The sequence below is a fragment of the Salmonella sp. 3C genome (assembly GCF_025426275.1).
In the GTDB taxonomy this organism is placed as follows: domain Bacteria; phylum Pseudomonadota; class Gammaproteobacteria; order Enterobacterales; family Enterobacteriaceae; genus Salmonella; species Salmonella enterica.
The window spans coordinates 458,413-477,261 of sequence record NZ_CP104858.1; the positions used below are offsets into that span (position 1 = coordinate 458,413).

The 18,849-nt window shown below is 56.1% G+C and carries 16 protein-coding genes and 1 pseudogene; 3 read left to right on the plus strand and 14 right to left on the minus strand.

Features of this window, described 5'->3' with window-relative positions; all coding sequences use genetic code 11:
* Positions 1 to 16 precede the first annotated feature (16 nt).
* Together pbpC and N7E69_RS02090 are read right to left on the minus strand one after the other, a co-directional pair.
* The gene (gene pbpC, locus N7E69_RS02085; RefSeq protein WP_079945264.1) at positions 17 to 2,332 is read right to left on the minus strand and encodes a peptidoglycan glycosyltransferase PbpC; all 2,316 of its coding nucleotides are present in this window, start codon (positions 2,330 to 2,332) and stop codon (positions 17 to 19) included.
* Positions 2,333 to 7,267, minus strand: a pseudogene (locus N7E69_RS02090) (alpha-2-macroglobulin family protein).
* A gap of 208 nt (positions 7,268 to 7,475) precedes the next feature.
* Here N7E69_RS02090 and sseA point away from each other — a divergent pair.
* Positions 7,476 to 8,318, plus strand: coding sequence for a 3-mercaptopyruvate sulfurtransferase (sseA, locus tag N7E69_RS02095; protein ID WP_000205241.1), 843 nt, complete (start codon positions 7,476 to 7,478; stop codon positions 8,316 to 8,318).
* On the opposite strand, the gene N7E69_RS02100 is transcribed toward sseA, so the two are convergent.
* Positions 8,298 to 8,522 carry a hypothetical protein gene (locus tag N7E69_RS02100; RefSeq protein WP_012535673.1) on the minus strand — a complete coding sequence of 75 codons (225 nt, stop codon included), beginning with the start codon at positions 8,520 to 8,522 and terminating at the stop codon, positions 8,298 to 8,300. The genes sseA and N7E69_RS02100 overlap by 21 nt on opposite strands.
* Before the next feature lie 41 nt (positions 8,523 to 8,563).
* Here N7E69_RS02100 and N7E69_RS02105 point away from each other — a divergent pair, with 41 nt between their 5' ends.
* Both N7E69_RS02105 and timP read left to right on the plus strand, forming a co-directional pair.
* Positions 8,564 to 9,232, plus strand: a complete 669-nt coding sequence (locus N7E69_RS02105) for a DUF5066 family protein (RefSeq protein WP_000355382.1) — start codon at positions 8,564 to 8,566, stop codon at positions 9,230 to 9,232.
* 415 nt (positions 9,233 to 9,647) lie between these two features.
* Positions 9,648 to 9,764, plus strand: a complete 117-nt coding sequence (gene timP, locus N7E69_RS02110; protein WP_242627550.1) for a small toxic inner membrane protein TimP — start codon at positions 9,648 to 9,650, stop codon at positions 9,762 to 9,764.
* A gap of 36 nt (positions 9,765 to 9,800) precedes the next feature.
* On the opposite strand, the gene sseB is transcribed toward timP, so the two are convergent.
* The 11 genes from sseB to trmJ form a co-directional block, all read right to left on the minus strand.
* Positions 9,801 to 10,577, minus strand: coding sequence for an enhanced serine sensitivity protein SseB (gene sseB, locus N7E69_RS02115; protein ID WP_001533245.1), 777 nt, complete (start codon positions 10,575 to 10,577; stop codon positions 9,801 to 9,803).
* A 109-nt stretch (positions 10,578 to 10,686) separates the two neighbouring features.
* On the minus strand, positions 10,687 to 11,970 hold the full coding sequence (pepB, locus tag N7E69_RS02120; RefSeq protein WP_000133534.1) for an aminopeptidase PepB: 1,284 nt from the start codon (positions 11,968 to 11,970) through the stop codon (positions 10,687 to 10,689).
* A 177-nt stretch (positions 11,971 to 12,147) separates the two neighbouring features.
* Positions 12,148 to 12,348 carry a Fe-S cluster assembly protein IscX gene (gene iscX / locus N7E69_RS02125; protein WP_000523621.1) on the minus strand — a complete coding sequence of 67 codons (201 nt, stop codon included), beginning with the start codon at positions 12,346 to 12,348 and terminating at the stop codon, positions 12,148 to 12,150.
* Positions 12,349 to 12,359: 11 nt separating this feature from the next.
* Positions 12,360 to 12,695 (minus strand): ISC system 2Fe-2S type ferredoxin, encoded by a 336-nt coding sequence (gene fdx, locus N7E69_RS02130; protein ID WP_001124466.1) that lies wholly within the window; start codon positions 12,693 to 12,695, stop codon positions 12,360 to 12,362.
* 1 nt (position 12,696) lies between these two features.
* The gene (gene hscA, locus N7E69_RS02135) at positions 12,697 to 14,547 is read right to left on the minus strand and encodes a Fe-S protein assembly chaperone HscA (RefSeq protein WP_001196651.1); all 1,851 of its coding nucleotides are present in this window, start codon (positions 14,545 to 14,547) and stop codon (positions 12,697 to 12,699) included.
* Between the two features lie 12 nt (positions 14,548 to 14,559).
* A complete protein-coding gene (gene hscB / locus N7E69_RS02140; RefSeq protein WP_000384398.1) occupies positions 14,560 to 15,075 on the minus strand; it encodes a co-chaperone HscB in 516 nt (171 codons plus the stop codon).
* 195 nt (positions 15,076 to 15,270) lie between these two features.
* A complete protein-coding gene (gene iscA / locus N7E69_RS02145; protein ID WP_000028952.1) occupies positions 15,271 to 15,594 on the minus strand; it encodes an iron-sulfur cluster assembly protein IscA in 324 nt (107 codons plus the stop codon).
* 28 nt (positions 15,595 to 15,622) lie between these two features.
* The gene (iscU, locus tag N7E69_RS02150) at positions 15,623 to 16,009 is read right to left on the minus strand and encodes a Fe-S cluster assembly scaffold IscU (RefSeq protein ID WP_000331704.1); all 387 of its coding nucleotides are present in this window, start codon (positions 16,007 to 16,009) and stop codon (positions 15,623 to 15,625) included.
* 27 nt (positions 16,010 to 16,036) lie between these two features.
* Positions 16,037 to 17,251 carry a cysteine desulfurase gene (iscS, locus tag N7E69_RS02155; RefSeq protein ID WP_000775263.1) on the minus strand — a complete coding sequence of 405 codons (1,215 nt, stop codon included), beginning with the start codon at positions 17,249 to 17,251 and terminating at the stop codon, positions 16,037 to 16,039.
* Positions 17,252 to 17,431: 180 nt separating this feature from the next.
* Positions 17,432 to 17,926, minus strand: a complete 495-nt coding sequence (iscR, locus tag N7E69_RS02160; RefSeq protein ID WP_001241346.1) for a Fe-S cluster assembly transcriptional regulator IscR — start codon at positions 17,924 to 17,926, stop codon at positions 17,432 to 17,434.
* Between the two features lie 159 nt (positions 17,927 to 18,085).
* A complete protein-coding gene (trmJ, locus tag N7E69_RS02165; protein WP_000940039.1) occupies positions 18,086 to 18,817 on the minus strand; it encodes a tRNA (cytosine(32)/uridine(32)-2'-O)-methyltransferase TrmJ in 732 nt (243 codons plus the stop codon).
* Between the last annotated feature and the right edge of the window lie 32 nt (positions 18,818 to 18,849).

The following is an 18,849-nucleotide window of genomic DNA, read 5'->3' on the forward strand; positions in this document are numbered from 1 at the left end:
TTATTCTGAAGAGTTGTTAACGTATTAATTCAAAATTAACCGCAGCAACCTGACCGGACTCATCCATTACGACAAGTTGATAACGTCCAGCGATATTGAGTAATAAAGAAAGGCGATTATTTTCGCCATTAACAGGTTCGCCATTTAAAAACCACCAGCGACGCCCTTTACCGCCGGTAGTCGAGACGGGCAGCGTAACGTTTTCCTGGCCTGGCAATTGCCTGATCACCGCGCCATCCCTCACTCCTGACAGCATTAACGGCGCGGCATCACTGCCCTGTAGCGGCGGACAGTGGTCGGACGCCGCGGGCAAGCGGGCGCTACGTCTTTCCGTAGGCGGCAGCCACGGCTCCAGCGGCCGCGGCCAGACGATAAACGTATGCGCACGCGCCTGCGGACAGTCGGCAGCGACACGCCGCCCCGTATCATCCAGCCAGACCGGGAAACGAATACCGTTGATGTCTTCCTGCTCAGGTAACAGCAGCGTGGGCGGCTGGCTGTCATCGAGCAGCCATGTCGCCAGTCGGCGGCGACAGTTGCTGTCTCCGGCAGGCAGAGTCTGTCCGCCCGGCCAGCAAATGACGCCGCGGCTTACCGTCTGCGGACGCGGATCTTCCGGCAGGCGTCCCGTATGCGCCAGTAACAGATTATTGACCTGGTTAAGCAATGGCACCGCGCTGGCAAAACCAAATTGCCCCACCACAGGTGTGCCGTCGGGTCTGCCTGTCCAGATGCCGATGATATAGCGCGCGTTAACGCCAATAGCCCACGCATCGCGATAGCCGTAGCTGGTGCCGGTTTTCCACGCCAACGGCACAATGCGCGGCAGCGCGTTATCCGGCAAGGGTTGCGCTTCATCCGCCATAATCCGCCGAATGATCCACGCCGCTCCCGGCGACATTAATGGTCTTTCCGACAGCGGATCGTCCGGCTGTAACCGTAGTTTCGCCGCTTTCCCATGACGAGCGAACGCGCTGTATGCCGCCGCCATCTCGTCAAGCCGCGCGCCCGCGCCGCCCAGAATCAGCGAAAGATTGGGCGCCGCGCCAGCAGGCAAATATAGCGGCAGGCCGACGTTACGCAGTTTTGCCGCAAATCGTTTCGGCCCATAGGCTTCAAGCACCTGAACGGCAGGCAGATTCAGCGAGCGTACCAGCGCGTCGCTCATGCTGACCGGGCCGTGAAATCCGCTGTCGAAGTTTCCCGGGCGGTAATCTCCGGTGCGGCGCGGAACGTCCTGTAATAATGATGCGGGATGGATCAAGCCGTCATCCAGCGCCAGACCGTACACAAAGGGTTTGAGTACCGATCCCGGCGATCGGATCGCCGTTACCATGTCGACATGACCAAAACGGCTGTCGTCATTAAGGTCTACCGATCCTACCCAGCCGCGCACGCTCATATCGGTATGATCGACGACGATCATCGCCAATGAACTGCGTGCAGGCAGCCGCCCTTTCCATGCCCGCGCCAGATCTTCCAGTTGCCGCTGCAACCCGGCGTCCAGCGTGGTCACAATTTTGTCGCTCCGGCTTTTACTCAACATCATTCGGGCAAAAAGCGGCGCCAGTTGCGGCATTTGACGCGGCGCCAGCCAGACCGGCTCTTCACGCGACTCGCGTACCGTTTCGGCAGGCCAGACGCCCTGCGCCGCCATCCGATCCAGCACTTTATTTCGTGCCGCTTCGGCTCTCGCAGGCCAGCGGTCGGGGCGTAACCGGCTCGGCGCCTGCGGCAATACGGCCAGCAGCGCCGCGTCAGCGTAGCTCAGGCGCGCGGGCGGCTTGCCGAAGTAGGCCCAGCTTGCAGCGCCAATACCCTGTAGCGTGCCGCCGAACGGCGCGCGGTTCAGGTACAGCGTCAGGATATCGCGCTTGGACAAATGCCATTCAAGCTGGAGGGCGCGCCAAAGCTGGCGGATTTTACCGCCGAACGTGCGCGAATGCGGGTCCAGCAGTCTCGCCACCTGCATAGTCAGCGTACTGCCGCCGGAAATAACGCGCCCGGCGGTAAGATCCTGCCATGCCGCGCGCGCGACGGAGAAAGGGTTAACGCCAGGGTGCCGCCAGAACCAGCGATCTTCGTAATTGATTAAGGCCTCCAGGTAGCGGGGAGAGACCTCTTCAATCGTCACCGGATAGCGCCAGATCCCCCCGGCGTCGGCAAAGCGCCACAGCGGCGTACCGTCATGGGCTACCACGACCCGCGCAGGATGGACCTCATTGAGCGGCAGCAGCCAGAGTTTATCCGCTGCCCATAACGCCAGGAAAATAAAAAGCGGCGCGCCCGCCAGCCACAGCCAGCGGCCACGTTTACCACGCCAACCGTTCATTTAAGGCGTCACAATCAGCAGCCCCTCGCTCGCGCCGGTTGCCCGCCACTGAGGCGCGTACATCGATTCCACCTGCGGTTGCGCAAGCTGGTACGTCCCCGGCGTTACCGCGCGCGCCAGGTAGACCAGCGTCACGGGCTGGCCCTCATTGACAACGACGGCAGCCACAAACCGATCGTCGCGGAATTCCATATACTGAATATCCGCCTGCTGCATCTGATTAAGCAGATTTTGCACTTCGCTACCGCTCTCCGGCAGGCTGGCGCTGCTGTCAGCCAGATTCTGGTTTTCCAGCTCCAGCCCGGCCGGGAGCAGGTCCACCACCAGCGCATCCGGCACATTGCGATCGGCCACTACCGTTAACCAGACCAGCACCAGTTCGCCGCTACGCAACGAGGACAGCGATTTACGCTGACCATCGGTCCCCAGTATTTGTCGTTCAATCTGCAAAACGTTGCTGGCAGGCTCAGGCGCAGATGAGGGATAGCCGCTGCTATCCAGACGCAGCCATAGCGGCTGGCTACCGGTGTTCGTCACCTCAAGGGCGGCCAGCTGGTCAGCATCCAGATTACGGGTCAGCGCCTTGTCGCCCGACAGCGGCTGCGCCTCTAACGAGGTCTGCGCCTGCCAGGCGCCCGCGCTGGCCTGTCGCGAATGCGCGGCGAGGAACAAGGCATTGTTCTCCTGGGTAGAGAGCCAGCGCTGACCGAAGGCCTGCTCAGAAAGCGAGCTTAATAGCGCGTTTTGCGCGTCCGGTCTGAGGTTGTTCTCTTCCAGTAACGACAACATCAGAGCGTTATCGCGCAGAGAACTGCCGTAATCCGCTATCCATTGCCGTTCGTCCTGACGCGGCGTATTCAGAGTCAGCGTAATGGCCTCTTCGCCGCGTCTGGCATCACCCATCGTGTTTAACGCGATGCCCAATTGCATCAGCGGCAGTCCTGAAGCCGCCTGACTACGGCGCTCCCAGATTTCGCGCAGCGCGCCGAGCGGCGCTTTCTGCTGACGCGCCAGTACCAGCGCGGCGTAAGCCTGAGCGGCAAAAGTACTGGCCTGGGTATTATCGCTATAACGAATCAGCATCGTACCGGGATCCTGCAGATAGCGCAGCAGTCGCTCATTGCCCCGGTTAATGGCCTCCGGCGGGACGCTATATCCCTGCTCGCCCGCGCGAATGAGGAAATCCATCGCGTAGGCCGTTAGCCAGGGCTCTTCCGCCCCATTTTCATCCCATAGCGCAAAACCGCCGTTATCACGCTGCATCTGTAGTATGCGGGAGATGCCGATATCCACCGCGGCGCGCCGTTTTTCATCGCTATCGCCGGTAATACCGAGCGACTGCAATTGAGCGGCATTGGTATACAGCGCCGGGAATAACCCGCTGGTGGTTTGTTCCAGGCACCCGTACGGATATGCTTTCAGCTCGCGAATGTAGCGCGCCAGATTGAGCGGCGGTTTTCCGCTTAACAGCAGTTGTCCCTGTAACGTGGCTGGCGAGACGTTTGCCAGATGCTGCTCTGGTACATGCCAGCTCTCTCCCGGCGCCAGCGCAATGCCGCTATTTACCGTTTGGGCAGGCCAGGCCGGACGCACGCCGATTTGCCACTGCTTATGCTGCGCGCCGAGGGTTTCTCCCGGCAGATTCAGACCGCTAATGGTCGCCTGGATTTCGCCTTCGCCAAAACCTTCCAGCGCACGTACCGGAACGAATAAGGTGGTGCGCACGCCCGGCGCCAGGTTGACCGGTTGCGGCTGTTGACTAAGCAGTTCCAGTAACCCACTGGCGGCGAGCGCAATATTCAGCGTCTGCGGGCGGTCGGTCAGATTGGTGACGTCCAGCACCAGTCGCGAAACATCCCCTCCCGCCAGAAAACGCGGCATATTCAGCTCGGCAATCACTGGCGCGGCGACAACGACTTTGCTTTCGCCGCGACCAAAATCGTCCGCTGTCCATGCCTGCGCCATAACCCGCAGTTCGCCGTTAAAGTCGCCAATCGGCAGCGTTACGACCCCTTCGCCCTGCTCATTGAGCGTGATCGGCTGCGCCTGCTGCGCGATGATATTGACATGGTTTACCGGCGGTTTTCCGCCGCGCTTAAGGTCGTCGCCATCGCCGCCAAAACGCAACGCCGCCAGCCGCCCCTGCCCTTCAATGACCTGGCCGTAAATATCGTAGATATCCGCACCGTAGCGTTTTTGACCGAAGAACGCCTGCCACGGGTCCGGCGTCGCGTAATCGGTGATATTCAATACGCCGCTATCGACCGCGGAGACCAGCACGTTGATCTGTTTTGGCATTTCGCCGTGTTTAACGCTGGCTTTCACCCTGACGGTGAGCGGCTGATTCGGGCGCATTTTAGCCGGGCTTTCCAGCGCCAGATCGAGGCGGCGGTTTTCATCCCCCAGCGGTAGGTGTAGTAACCCCACGGCGCGTTTTGGCGTCGCGGAACGAGATTTATCGCCGGGACGCACCACCAGCGTACTGAGATAGAGATCGTGGCGATTCCAGGTTTTATCCACCGGAATCGTGAGCTCCAGACCTTGTGCCGGCACATCGATCGCCTGCCACCACAGCGGACCGTCGCTGGACTCCACCATCGCATAACCTTTACCAGCGACCGGCGCGGCGATATGCAATTTCATGGTATCGCCTGGACGATAACTCGCTTTATCCAGTTTGAGGGTGACGCGATCCGGACGCGCCGCGCCGCTACCGTCGCTGTTATCCTGCCAGCTATAGCCGGCCCAGAAACGAACGCTGCTGACCGTCTCATTCGGCGCTTTGACCTCCAGACGGTACGCGCCCCATTCCACCGGGAAGCTGACTTTTCCGGTTTCATCCGCGTTCAGATCCAGCGTCTGCTCGCCCTCCACCAGATCTTTTTGATCAAACTGCGACTGCCAGCCTTCGCTTTCCGACCAGTTCCAGTAATAGTCGCGACGCTCGCGGATGAGCCGCACCTGTAAACCGGACACCGCTTTTTTCTCGCCCTGCGCGTTGGCGTAAACAATATCGAATGCGGCGTTGCTGTCTTCGTCGACAATCGGTTGATTAACGGTGGTATCCGTACGGTAGTCGTATACCGCTTTGGCGGCGAACTGTGGACGAATTCCCGGTAACGTATCGGCAGGCCAAATCGCCTGCTCTACGCGACGAGTGACCGGACGACCGCCAGACTCCAGCAGGCTGGCCTGTAGAATTACCTGCAGCGGCGAATGCGCTTCTTGCCACTGGCTGGCAGCACTCACTTCACCACGTCCGCCTTTATCCAACGTCAGTTGAACTTCGTCCAGGCTGCGCGAAAGATTCTCTTCAGCAATATTGCCGAACTGGAAGCCAGGCAACGCCGCGACAGCGTCGCGCAGCGGACGCAGGAAAAGTTGCCCTTGCAGGGTATTGCCGTTAGCAGGCGCGCCATACAAGTAATAGCCGACAACGGAGAATTTCACCTCATCCGCAGGCGCCAGCGGCGTTTTTTGCGCCGTCAGGTTGAGCGCCATCCGCTCCGGCATAAAGTCTTCCACGTGGAAATCCCAACTCCGCAGCAAATTATCGCCGGTGTTGGCGCGGACATGCCACAAGCCGGTCGGCGCGTTGATATCCAGCGGATAATTCAAACGGTATAGCCCGTTTTCCGCCTGGCTGACGACGGTACGCATCACCTGTCCGTCTGGTTTTACCACTTCCAGCTTAACGGGTTGATCGGGCAGCGTTTTACCGTCGCTATCGCGCAGTAATCCGTTGAGGATAACCGTTTCGCCCGGGCGGTAGAGATCGCGCGGGCCGAACATAAAGAACTGCTTGCTGTAGCCGGGCGCGCCAGCGACATTAAATTCCGACAGATCCAGAGCCGGAAGCGTGAGATCGAGCAGCGTGGTCTGCTCCTCTTTACGCGCCAGTAATAGCGCCGCCGCTTTATCAGCCTCCAGTTGCACATGTCCCTGCGCGTCGCTCGTCGCCTGCGCCAGCGTCTGACCTTTATCATTCAGAAGAACGATCTCAATTCCCGACTGCGCCGCGCCGTTTTCCAGGCTTTGCGTAAAGATATCCAGCCGATTATGGTAACGGTGCGCGGACACGCCGATATCGCTAAGGGTAAACAACGTAGCGGCATTACTATAGTTGTAGTGTCCAGCCTGATTCATTACCGCCACATATACGCCCGCCTGTTGCAGCGGCTTAATATCGCTTAATGGCAGCAGCAGTTTCTCACGCGTATTGCGCGCCGGATTAAGATCAAAACGACCGGTATAAACCAGATCCGCCATTTTCAGCAGATGGTCGGACTCCCAGTTAGAGAGAGAACTACGGTACTCCCACTGGCTGACAAATGACGCCAGCGATCCGGGCTTAACGCGGAAAAAGTTCACATCAACGTGGTTGACGTTAAGCGCCATGACCGGCAGTCCTTCCGCTATTTTCCCCGGTAGCAGCGATCCCCGGCTGGCAAAGCCGACGCTGGGCTGGACATCACGCGTGGTAATCGTTTTTTCATAAGACTTGCCGAAGGTGGCGTTATTCAGCGCCTTAACGGCGGGATCAACCGTGACCACCAGCACGCGTTCAGGTTCCAGATGACGTAACCTTAGCTCTTTTAAATTTGGCGCCAGCTCCCATGCGCCGTCAACGCTGCCGCTTTTCTTATCAACCACGTGAACCACACGGGAGAAATCCTGTTCAGGATCTAAAGGAATTGAAAACGTCAGCACCAGCGTCGCCGCGCCGTCAAGCTGCGCTTCGGAGGCGTCTAATAGCGTGAGCGCTTTGCCCTAGCTTTGCTGCGCCAGCTTTTGTAGCTGTGCCGGGTCTTGCGCGGGCGAGGGCTGCGCTACGGCTGGCGCTTCGCTTTTAGTCGTCGGGGCGGTTTTATCGTTGTTATCGCATCCCGCCAGCGCCAGCATGATCATGCAGGCCACCACGCGTAAATGTTTCATCTTTCATCCCTGGCCTTAACGGCCTGTCAGCAACGGTTGATGAGATATTATGCGCGAGAAATTTTATTGTGTAAGTCCGTATTACTGTGATGATGCGAAAATTTTACGCAGAAATGTGGTTTCGCCAGCCAAAACAGCCTCTTCTACTTGTCCCTTTTCGGGAAACGTCCGACAATTTGACCATAATCAGGTAACAATGGAGATGCCCATGACCACCGCCTTTTTTGTCGCCGCCGACTGGCTTGCCGAACATATTGATGATCCGGAAATACAGATTCTTGACGCCCGTATGGCGCCGCCAGGACAGGAACATCGTGATATGGCGGGCGAATATCGCGCCGGACATATTCCCGGCGCGCTGTTTTTTGATATTGAAGCGCTTTCCGATCGCGCATCGCCGCTGCCGCATATGATGCCGCGCCCGGAAGCGTTTGCGGTGGCCATGCGTGAACTGGGTGTTCGCCAGGATAAACACCTGGTCATATACGATGAAGGCAATCTGTTCTCCGCTCCGCGGGCATGGTGGATGCTGCGCACGTTCGGTGCCGAGAAAGTGTCCATTCTGGCGGGCGGACTGGCGGGCTGGCAGCGCGACGAATGGCTATTGCGCGAAGGCGAAGAAGCGCATGAAGGAGGCGAGTTTGAGGCGAAATTCGCGCCGCAAGCCGTGGTGCGTCTCACCGACGTATTGCTGGCAAGCCATGAAAAAACCGCGCAAATCGTTGACGCGCGTCCGGCGGCGCGTTTTAACGCTCAGGCTGATGAACCGCGTCCGGGACTGAGGCGCGGACACATTCCTGGCGCGCTAAACGTCCCGTGGACGGAACTGGTGTATGAGGGCGAATTAAAGACCACTGACGAACTGAATGAGGTTTTTTTCAGCCACGGCGTGAGTTTCGACAGACCGATTATCGCCAGCTGCGGTTCCGGTGTGACGGCCGCGGTCGTGGTGCTGGCGCTCGCCACGCTGGATGTGCCTGACGTCACGCTTTACGATGGCGCGTGGAGCGAATGGGGCGCGCGTACCGATTTACCGGTTGAACCCGCTTAATATCTGCCATGCCGGATGGCGCTCACGCTTATCCGGCCTACCGTTCAGGCTGATGTAAAACGATCTACAGACATTGTTTTTATTCAGCTCTTTTCCACTGTCCTGCAAACGGGCATTATTTTCTCTTAATAAAATCCTATTTTTTATCGGTAAATACTTTACGCCGGGTATAAGGAGTATCATCACCGCTGTTTTGGTTTTCACCGGGAAATAACTCCTGTAAATATAATTTTTAAGGATGGAAAATGGATATTTCACGCGCTAATTTAATTGAGTTAGTTAAAAAGGTTAATCGCAATAAGGTGCCTAATCCTATGCCTGCCGAGGAAATAAGTCGTCTGCGAGTGCGTAAGTATCGCGATCCGCAAAATACGGAAACCACTGAGTTACCTGAAAGCCTGAAGGCGCTACTGGCCTACGACCGCGATCTACTTAGCAATTATAATATGCCTGTGATTGAAACATTACAAAGATCTATTGATAAAGAGGGAGTAATTCATTCTTACTCCCCTGATGAAGAGGCGTATTACGGCGCTGGCATGGATAGCTCAGGTATTGATATTGAAGATCTGATGCCTGTCTGGAGTAACGATCCCCGTCTTCCGGCATTAATTCGTATCGATCATGTCGGCGATCAGGCCATTTTTATCTATATCACAGAACGGGATGCCAACGGCGAATACCCTATTGCCCGCATGGAACGAAATGAATTCTGGCTGGCGGAGTCTTCTCTGGTGGAATATCTCTATAATATTATTTCGGGCGCTAAAGACATTGGCTTTACCGAAGAGGATTTACATTTTTCGCAATGGAAGGCACAGCAAAAAATGAATGAAAAACGCGATGCCGCTTTACTTGACCTGGAGGATTATCATGAGGCGTTTTGGGCAAAACTGGACGCGCTCGTCGATTAATCGACATGCTGTCGGGTGGCGCTCACGCTTATCCGGCCTACCGTTCAGGCTGATTTAAAACGAATCTACATAAATTCGGTTTAAGCAGGTCACAAAAAAACCGCTCAATTGAGCGGTTTTTTTGTGCTGGTCCGGTTCGCGGCCTTTCCAGCAGGCTTTGTTGCCATAGCAACGCAGGCACACCGTAGGGGATTAATACTCCCTTTTAAGGGAGCAAATGTCAATATAATTTATCAGGAAACTATTCAACATTTGAGGTATTATCTTTCCCGGCCCTTTCCGCCGTCTCGCAAACGGGCGCTGGCTTCAGGAGAGGATAACCCATGGCCGTAAGCGCAGGCACACCGTAGTGCCTGCTATCACGGCATTATCGCCAGCGGTGCTGCCGTGATGCGGTCTTCGCAAGGACCGCAACATGAAGGTACGATGCTTTTGTGTCGTGCTTCTTGTTTCTGGCACGTTGTGTCTTCACGCAGACAGAAGCTACCCAGGTAGCTCTGTTCCCGTAACGCTCAACGTCCAGAGCAGGTAAGCCAGGAGGCCGCCCTGTTGGGCGGCTTTCTTTTCTTCAGATGATGCGGTTCTGTTTAAAATCGCGCAGGAACCCGCCCCAGCGGCGCTCGTAGAACGGCGCGATATGCTCAGTGATAAAGTGGCTGATACCCTGCTCGCCCTTCCTCACCTGACAAATATCGATCGGTTCGTCACCCGGTAACGTGTCGGTCGCCACATTGCCCGCTGCGTGAATGATCTCTTCAATTTCGCCGTCAGCCTCAATGCCAATCAGCAGATTGGGTTGGGCGTCCGCATGTTCTTTAATCGCGCAGAGAAATGCGCGTTTCACCGGTTTGATGGTTTTAAACAGCGTAGTGAGGGAATCAATCATCTGCGACGGCGGCTCGGCCACTTCGGATAAAATAAGCGACTCGCCGCCTTCCAGCACTTCCTGCGTACTTAACGGACTGCCTTCCTCAGCGAGAAGCAGGCTGATTTCACGCGGCATAAACTCTTTGCCGGTCGGCAATTTAGCGTTGAGGAATAGCGTTTCGCCAAGCGTCATTTCAAACAGCGTGCGCGCCGGCATCACCACAAATGCCTGTTCGTCTTCCACGGCCTGCTGCAGCGCCTCCAGAGAAGTAAAGAAGGGAATGACGGTCGTGCCGTCTTCTTTTTCCCAGTGCTGCAAATCCAGAGCGCTGTCTTCCACTATCGCCTCGCCTTCGGCAGCGCTTCCCGGCACCCAGACGGTGGACTCCAGTAAGGTACGGAAAAATGCCGGACGATGCGCGGGCTCAGTCGCCGCTTTCTCCAGCAAGATTTCTAATTCATTTTTAGTTTCGGACATAGGAATCACAAATTATGTATATGGGTTGTAGGCCTGATAAGACGCACGGCGTCGCCATCAGGCAAAATGCCGGGTGGCGCTTCGCTTACCCGGCCTACAAAAACACCGCTCAGGCGGTCAGCAAATTCGCGATGGTGCGCACACCCAGACCGGTTGCCCCGGCAGCCCACTGCTCAACCGGCGCTTTGCGATAAGTGGCGGAACAGTCAATGTGCAGCCAGCCTTCGCGGTAATTTTCAACAAAGTGCGACAGAAAACCCGCGGCGGTGCTTGCCCCAGCGGGATACGCCGCGCTGCCGGTGTTGTTCAGTTCCGCAAAGTTAGACGGCAGCTGGTTACGGTGGAACTCCGCCAGCGGCAGACGCCAGAACGGTTCATTCTCTTGCGCCGCGCTGGTCAGCAAGCGCCCCGCCAGCGTATCGTCAAAACTGAATAGCGCATGATAGTCGTTACCCAGCGCCGTTTTCGCCGCGCCGGTTAACGTCGCCATATCAATGATTAGCTCCGGGTGTTGCGCGCTGGCGTCAATCAGGCCATCCGCCAGTACCAGTCGCCCTTCCGCATCGGTATTCATGACTTCGACATTCTTACCATTACGGTAGCGAATAATATCGCCCAGTTTAAACGCATTGCCGCTGATCAGATTATCGGCGCAGCACAGGAACAGTTTTACGCGTTTATTCAACCCACGGGTAATGGCGAACGCCAGCGCGCCCGTTACTGTCGCCGCGCCGCCCATATCGGATTTCATTGAGTCCATAAAAGCGCTTTGTTTGATACTGTAGCCGCCGGAGTCAAAGGTGATACCTTTACCGACCAGGCAGGCATAAACCGGCGCATCTTTGTCTCCCGTCGGGTTGTAATCCAGCGCCAGCAGCACCGGCGGACGCTCAGAACCACGGCCTACGGTATGCAACCCCATATAGTTCTGCTCGCGCAGATCTTCGCCTTTGGTGATACGGTAAGTGACGCTATCGCACGCGACGCTGCACAGCAGATCCACCGCGCGCTGCGCCAGTTGCTCCGGTCCAAGCTCTTCCGCCGGAGCATTAATGGTGTCGCGCACCCAGTCAATAATGGTCAGGCGGTTATCCAGCTCCTGACGTTGGGCATCGTCTAAATCCGGCCACATTACGGTACGGACGCCTTTTGGTCCTTTATAACCCGCCCAGAATGCCCAACAACGCTCGATATCCCATCCTTCGCCTGTCAGCGCGACCTGTTTTATTCCCAGGCCGTCGATTTTACGCGCCGCACGCTGGATCAACCCCAGATCGTCTTTACCGTTAAGATGCAAGGTAATACCGTCGTTATTAATACTGTAAGTGGCTTTATCGCCCCAGCGCGCATCGGCAGGCTGCGTGGAAAGCGTAATTTTCATGGCTTCTGTCATTGTTATTTTCCTTATTAGCAAACGGGCCGCCGTAGGGCAGCCCGTTAGATCTTTTGCTAAATGATTCGCGTTGCAGGAAGGCGGCAAGTGAGCGAATCCCCGGGAGCATAGCAAACTATGTGACTGGGGTGAGCGAACGTAGCCAACGCACCTGCGGCGAGGATCATGACGCAAAAATTACTCTGCTTCATCCAACCAGACTAGCAGAATCGCCTCCAGAATTTTTTCATTGGATGCGTTAGGGTCGTCGTCAAAATCGTCCAGTTCGCAGATCCACTGATGCAGATCGGTGAAACGAACGGTTTTAGGATCGACATCAGGATATGCGTCGTATAACGCTTCGCCGATCTCGCGGCTATCGGTCCACTTGAGTCCCATACTACCCTCTGTTAATGCTCACGCGCATGGTTGATTGTGTAACGTGGAATTTCGATAACCAGATCGTCGTCGGTAACGCGGGCCTGGCAGCTCAGTCGACTTTCCGGCTCCAGCCCCCACGCTTTATCCAGCATATCGTCTTCTTCTTCCGAACTTTCCGGCAAGGAGTCGAAGCCTTCACGTACAATACAGTGACAGGTGGTGCAGGCGCACGATTTCTCACAGGCGTGTTCAATCTCGATGCCGTTGCGCAGCGCAACGTCAAGAATGGTTTCACCGGTCTCAGCTTCCAGAACTGCGCCATCCGGACAAAGATCCTGATGAGGCAGAATAACAATCTTCGGCATGTTAAACCTCGTCTACGGAATGGCCTTTCAACGCGCGACGAACCGACTGGTCCATGCGGCGAGCGGCAAATTCCTGGGTTTGTTTATCTACGTTTTTAATGGCTTGTTCTATGGCGTCAACATCATCGCCTTGTGCGACCGCGCTTAAATGTGCGGCGGCATCATCAATGCATTGACGTTCTGCGGCGCTTAACAGCGCGGCGTCGGCAGTTAGCGCGCCGGTCAAACTTTCCAGCACGCGCGCGGCTTCGACTTTTTGCTCCGCCAGCATACGCGCTTTCACGTCCTGCTCGGCAAAACTCATGGAATCCTTGATCATCGAGGCGATTTCGCCATCGGTCAGGCCATAGGAAGGTTTGACCTGAATGGAGGCCTCGACGCCGGTGGATTTTTCCATTGCGGTGACGCTCAACAGGCCATCGGCGTCTACCTGGAAGGTCACGCGAATATGCGCCCCGCCCGCCGGCAGCGGCGGAATCCCGCGCAGCGCAAAGCGCGCCAGCGAGCGGCAGTCCTGCACCAGTTCGCGTTCGCCCTGCATCACATGGATAGACATCGCGGTCTGGCCGTCTTTGAAGGTGGTGAAATCCTGCGCGCGCGCCACCGGGATAGTGGTGTTGCGCGGAATGACTTTTTCCACCAGGCCGCCCATCGTTTCCAGCCCAAGAGAGAGTGGAATCACGTCCAACAGCAACATTTCGCTGTCCGGCTTGTTGCCGACCAGAATATCGGCCTGAATCGCTGCGCCGATAGCGACCACTTTATCCGGGTCAATAGCGGTTAACGGCGTGCGGCCAAAAAATTCGCCCACCCGCTCACGCACCAGCGGTACACGGGTCGAACCGCCGACCATGACCACTTCCAGAACGTCCTGGGGATCAACGCCGGCATCTTTCAATGCGCGACGGCAGGCCAATAGCGTGCGCTTAACCAGCGCGGAAATGAGATCGTTAAACTGCTCGCGAGTGATCTCCCCCTGCCAGCCCGCAACGTTAACTCGAACAGTATCGGCATCGCTTAAGGCGATTTTCGCGGCAATCGCGGCATCCAGCAATTCGCGCTGAACGCGATTGTCGCTACGATCGGCAATTCCCGCCTGCTCGCGAATATAGTCCGCCAGCAGATGGTCAAAGTCGTCGCCGCCGAGCGCAGAATCACCGCCCGTCGCCAGCACTTCAAACACCCCGCGGCTCAGGCGTAAGATAGAGATATCGAAGGTACCGCCGCCGAGATCGTAAACAGCAATAACGCCTTCTTTGCCTGAGTCCAGACCGTAGGCAATCGCCGCCGCCGTCGGTTCGTTGAGCAGGCGCAGTACATGCAGGCCTGCCAGCCGCGCGGCGTCTTTCGTTCCCTGACGTTGGGCATCATCGAAATAGGCGGGAACGGTAATCACCACACCATCCAGCTCGCCGGAGAGCGATTCGCTAGCCCGCGCGGCCAGAGCTTTGAGAATATCAGCCGATACGCGTACCGGATTGAGCAATCCAGCCGCCGTGTCAATCATCGGCAGTCCATTAACGCTTGCCTTAAACCGGTAAGGCAGATGCGGATAGCGCGCCTGGATATCCGCCAGCGAGCGTCCCATCATGCGTTTCACAGAGCTGATAGTGTTGGCCGTATCCTGCGCGGCATTGTCACGCGCAGCGTAACCGACCGTATGGCCCTGCTGCTGATAGTGAACCACTGAAGGCAACAGGTGGCGCCCTTCGTGGTCAGGCAGAGTTTCCGCCTGGCCGCTGCGAACCGTCGCAACCAGAGAGTTGGTAGTGCCTAAGTCGATGCCCGCCGCCAGACGACGCTGATGCGGCGCGGCGCTCAGACCAGGCTCACTAATTTGTAATAAGGCCATGTTAGATTCCAGTTAAAAATCGAGCAGCTTTTCTTCGAGTTGTTCTGCGCTGCTTCGCAGTTTATCGAGAAACCGCAGTTTGCGCACCGTATCCGCCGCCGCGTCCCACGCGGCGTTGTCCAACTGTTCCACCATTTGCTGAAGACGAGCATCAAACATCTTTTGTACGCGTTTGATGAAGCTTTCCAGCCGCACGTCGTCTTTTGATTGTTCGATATCGTCCAGCTCTTCGCGAAGCGTGAGTTGTTCCATCAGAAACGCGGTGTCGCGTACCGTATGTTGCTCGCTGGCCAGATCGAACCCGTGTAAGGAAAGCAGATACTCCGCGCGCGTCAAAGGGTGACGCAGCGTTTGCCAGGCCTGGTTGATCGTGGCGGATTGCTGGACGGCGGCAAGCTGCTGCGCCTGAGTGCCGTTGGCAAATTTGTCAGGGTGATACTGGCGTTGCAGATCCTGAAAACGAAGGCTCAGCGCCTGGGTGTCAATCTGATAACGGGCTGGTAAGCCAAAGAGGGTGAAGTAATCCATAACATTCTCAGGGATAGCCTGTCAGAACAAACCCCACACGCAGGCGACCACGGTGGGGTTATACCTTCTTACTTCGCGCCGCAGATGCGTTGTCTGCGCGGGTTCCCCCAGTCATTTACTCAAGTAAGCGCCTGGGGATTCACTCGCTTGCCGCTTTTCTACAGCACGAATGCTCGATATAACAGCGGAACACGGTTACACGTGGAAGCTTTCGCCGCAACCACACTCATCTTTCACATTCGGGTTGGAGAATTTAAACCCTTCGTTCAGACCTTCTTTTACGAAGTCCAGCTGTGTACCGTCCAGAAATTGCAGGCTCTTGCCGTCAACCACTACCTTAACGCCTTTGTCTTCAAACACGGTGTCTTCCGCCGTTGGCTCGTCAACAAATTCCAGTACATAAGCCATACCTGAGCAGCCGGAGGTTCTCACGCCCAGACGCAGACCAAACCCTTTACCACGGTTGGCCAGGAAGGTATTAACTCGCGCTGCTGCACTGTCGCTAAGTGTAATCGACATAACAAAACCTCAATGTTAACGTTCTATTTTATTTCGCTTCGCGTTTGCTTTTGTAATCCGCAATAGCGGCTTTAATCGCGTCTTCCGCCAGAATAGAGCAGTGAATTTTCACCGGCGGCAGTTCCAGTTCGTCTGCAATGTCGGTGTTTTTAATCGCCTGCGCTTCGTCCAGGGATTTCCCTTTCACCCACTCCGTTACCAGAGAACTGGAGGCGATAGCGGAACCGCAGCCGTAAGTCTTGAAGCGCGCGTCTTCAATGATACCTTCATCGTTAACTTTAATCTGCAACTTCATGACGTCGCCGCAGGCCGGCGCGCCAACCATGCCGCTTCCCACGTTATCGTCGTTGTTGTCAAACGACCCTACGTTACGCGGGTTCTCATAGTGATCGATTACTTTTTCGCTGTAAGCCATTATAAATTCTCCTGATTCCGATACCGATTAATGATGTGCCCATTCGATGCTGTTCAGATCCACACCCTGCTTGTACATTTCCCACAGTGGAGAAAGGTCACGCAGACGGCCAATGGATTTACGAACCAGATCAATGGTGTAGTCGATCTCTTCTTCAGTGGTAAAACGACCTAAAGAGAAACGGATAGAGCTATGCGCCAGTTCGTCATTCATGCCCAACGCACGCAGCACGTAGGACGGTTCCAGACTGGCGGAGGTGCAGGCGGAACCGGAAGAGACCGCCAGGTCTTTCAGCGCCATGATCAGCGACTCGCCTTCAACGTAGTTAAAGCTCACGTTGAGAATGTTTGGCGCGCCCTGCTCAAGGTCGCCGTTCAGGTAAACTTCTTCAATATCTTTGATGCCGTTCCACAGACGGTTACGCAGACCGCGCAGACGGGCCATTTCGGTCTCCATCTCTTCTTTCGCGATACGGTAAGCTTCGCCCATGCCGACAATCTGGTGGACAGGCAGAGTACCAGATCGCATACCGCGTTCGTGCCCGCCGCCATGCATCTGCGCTTCAATGCGAATACGCGGCTTACGACGCACATACAGCGCGCCAATGCCTTTCGGACCATAAATTTTATGACCGGAGAAGGACATCAGATCCACTTTCAGTTGGCTCAGATCGATAGGCAGTTTGCCCACGCTCTGGGTGGCATCAACGTGGTAGATGATACCGCGCGCGCGGCACATTTCGCCGATGGTCGCGATATCCTGCACCACGCCGATTTCGTTGTTCACGTGCATGATGGAAACCAGAATGGTGTCGTCACGCATCGCTGCTTCGAGCTCGTTGAGATCGATGATGCCGTTGCGCTGCGGCGCCAGGTAGGTCACTTCAAACCCTTCGCGCTCAAGCTGACGGCAGGTGTCCAGCACCGCTTTGTGCTCGGTCTTGCTGGTGATGATGTGCTTGCCTTTTTTCTGATAAAAGTTGGCAGCGCCTTTGATCGCCAGGTTATCGGACTCCGTCGCCCCTGAGGTAAAGACGATTTCACGCGGGTCGGCGCCGACCAGTTCAGCAATCTGGTTACGGGCGATATCTACCGCCTCTTCAGCCTGCCAGCCAAAACGGTGTGAACGAGACGCCGGGTTCCCAAAGGTTCCGTCCAGGGTCAGAAACTGCATCATTTTCTCGGCAACACGCGGGTCCACCGGCGTGGTTGCGGAGTAGTCGAGATAAATCGGTAATTTCATTGCTCTTAAACTCCGTACATCACTCAATGCAAGGAATCAGGCAACCGGCTGGATGTACGACCGTGTTGACGGGACGTCCGCGTCCCGGCCTGATTCTGAATTCTTTTTTACGCTTCATCCTTCAGACGACCGCGGCATTCACCGCATGAGGCCGCCAGAAGAGATGGCGTAATATTTTAATTAAGCGCGTAATTTAACGTCGATAGCGTCCTGCGCACGACCACTGGCGCGCGGCGCGTCATGCGTGTGCTGGCGACCAGACACATCCAGAACTTCCTGGTTATTCACCAGCTCGCCTAAGGTAATATTGTTGAGAAAACCGGTCAGGCGATCGCTTAAATCACGCCACAGCGCATGGGTCAGGCATTTATCGCCGCCCTGGCAGCCGCCTTTGCCCTGGCAACGGGTCGCGTCAACGGATTCATCAACCGCGCTGATCACTTCGCCGACCGCGATACTGCCAGCATCTTTACCCAGCAGATAACCGCCGCCCGGCCCGCGTACGCTGGAAACCAGACCGTTTTTACGTAAACGGGAAAATAGCTGTTCCAGATAAGAAAGGGAAATCCCCTGACGTTCAGAAATATCAGCCAACGGTACCGGGCCCGCTTCGGAGTTGAGCGCAACGTCTAACATTGCGGTCACGGCATAACGCCCTTTAGATGTCAGTCTCATGTCTTACTTAACCTCAAACTCGCCCCTGCCCGGGGTTTTTTATTGTAAAATGGGGGTATTGCATAGCAGGGACAAGTCTGACATTCCCGAGTAATTTGGTCAACTATTTACTTGAGTAAATTAGTCAGGTATTTAGCGTTCCGTGCGATATTGATGCGGTTACTTGCCTTTATTCTGCTGCTCAATAGACGCCAGAATCCCACGCAGAATATTCAACTCCTGGCTTTCCGGGCGGGCGCGGGTAAACAGACGGCGCAATTTATTCATCACCTGCCCCGGATGGTTTTCGCGAATAAAGCCAGTGGAGAGCAACGTCTGCTCCAGATGGCCGTAGAAGCGTTCAAGATCGTCCACCAGCGGATACGGCGTCTCTTCATGATCTGCCGCGTCGCCGTTTTCCTGCGTCGCCAGCCAGGCCATGCGGACTTCATACGCGATGACCTGTACCGCCATCGCCAGATTCAACGAGCTGTACTCCGGGTTAGCGGCAATAGCGACGTGATAATGGCATTTTTGCAACTCATCGTTAGTCAGCCCGACACGCTCACGACCAAAAACCAGCGCAACCGGCGTATTTGCCGCTTCCGCCACGCTTTTTAAGCCGCACTCGCGCGGATCAAGCATCGGCCACGGCAAAGTGCGGGAACGGGCGCTGGTGCCGACCACCAGGCTACAGCCAGCCAACGCTTCATCCAGCGTATCGACGATCTGCCCATTACCGATCACATCGCTGGCGCCTGCCGCCAGGGCGATGGCCTGGGAGTCCGGTTTCACCAACGGGTTTACCAGCCACAGGTTGGTTAAGCCCATGGTTTTCATAGCGCGAGCCACAGAGCCCATATTGCCGGTGTGGGAGGTTTCCACCAGCACAATTCGAATGTTTTGCAGCATTGTCTTTCTTCAGCTAAAGATTATTCTGACAT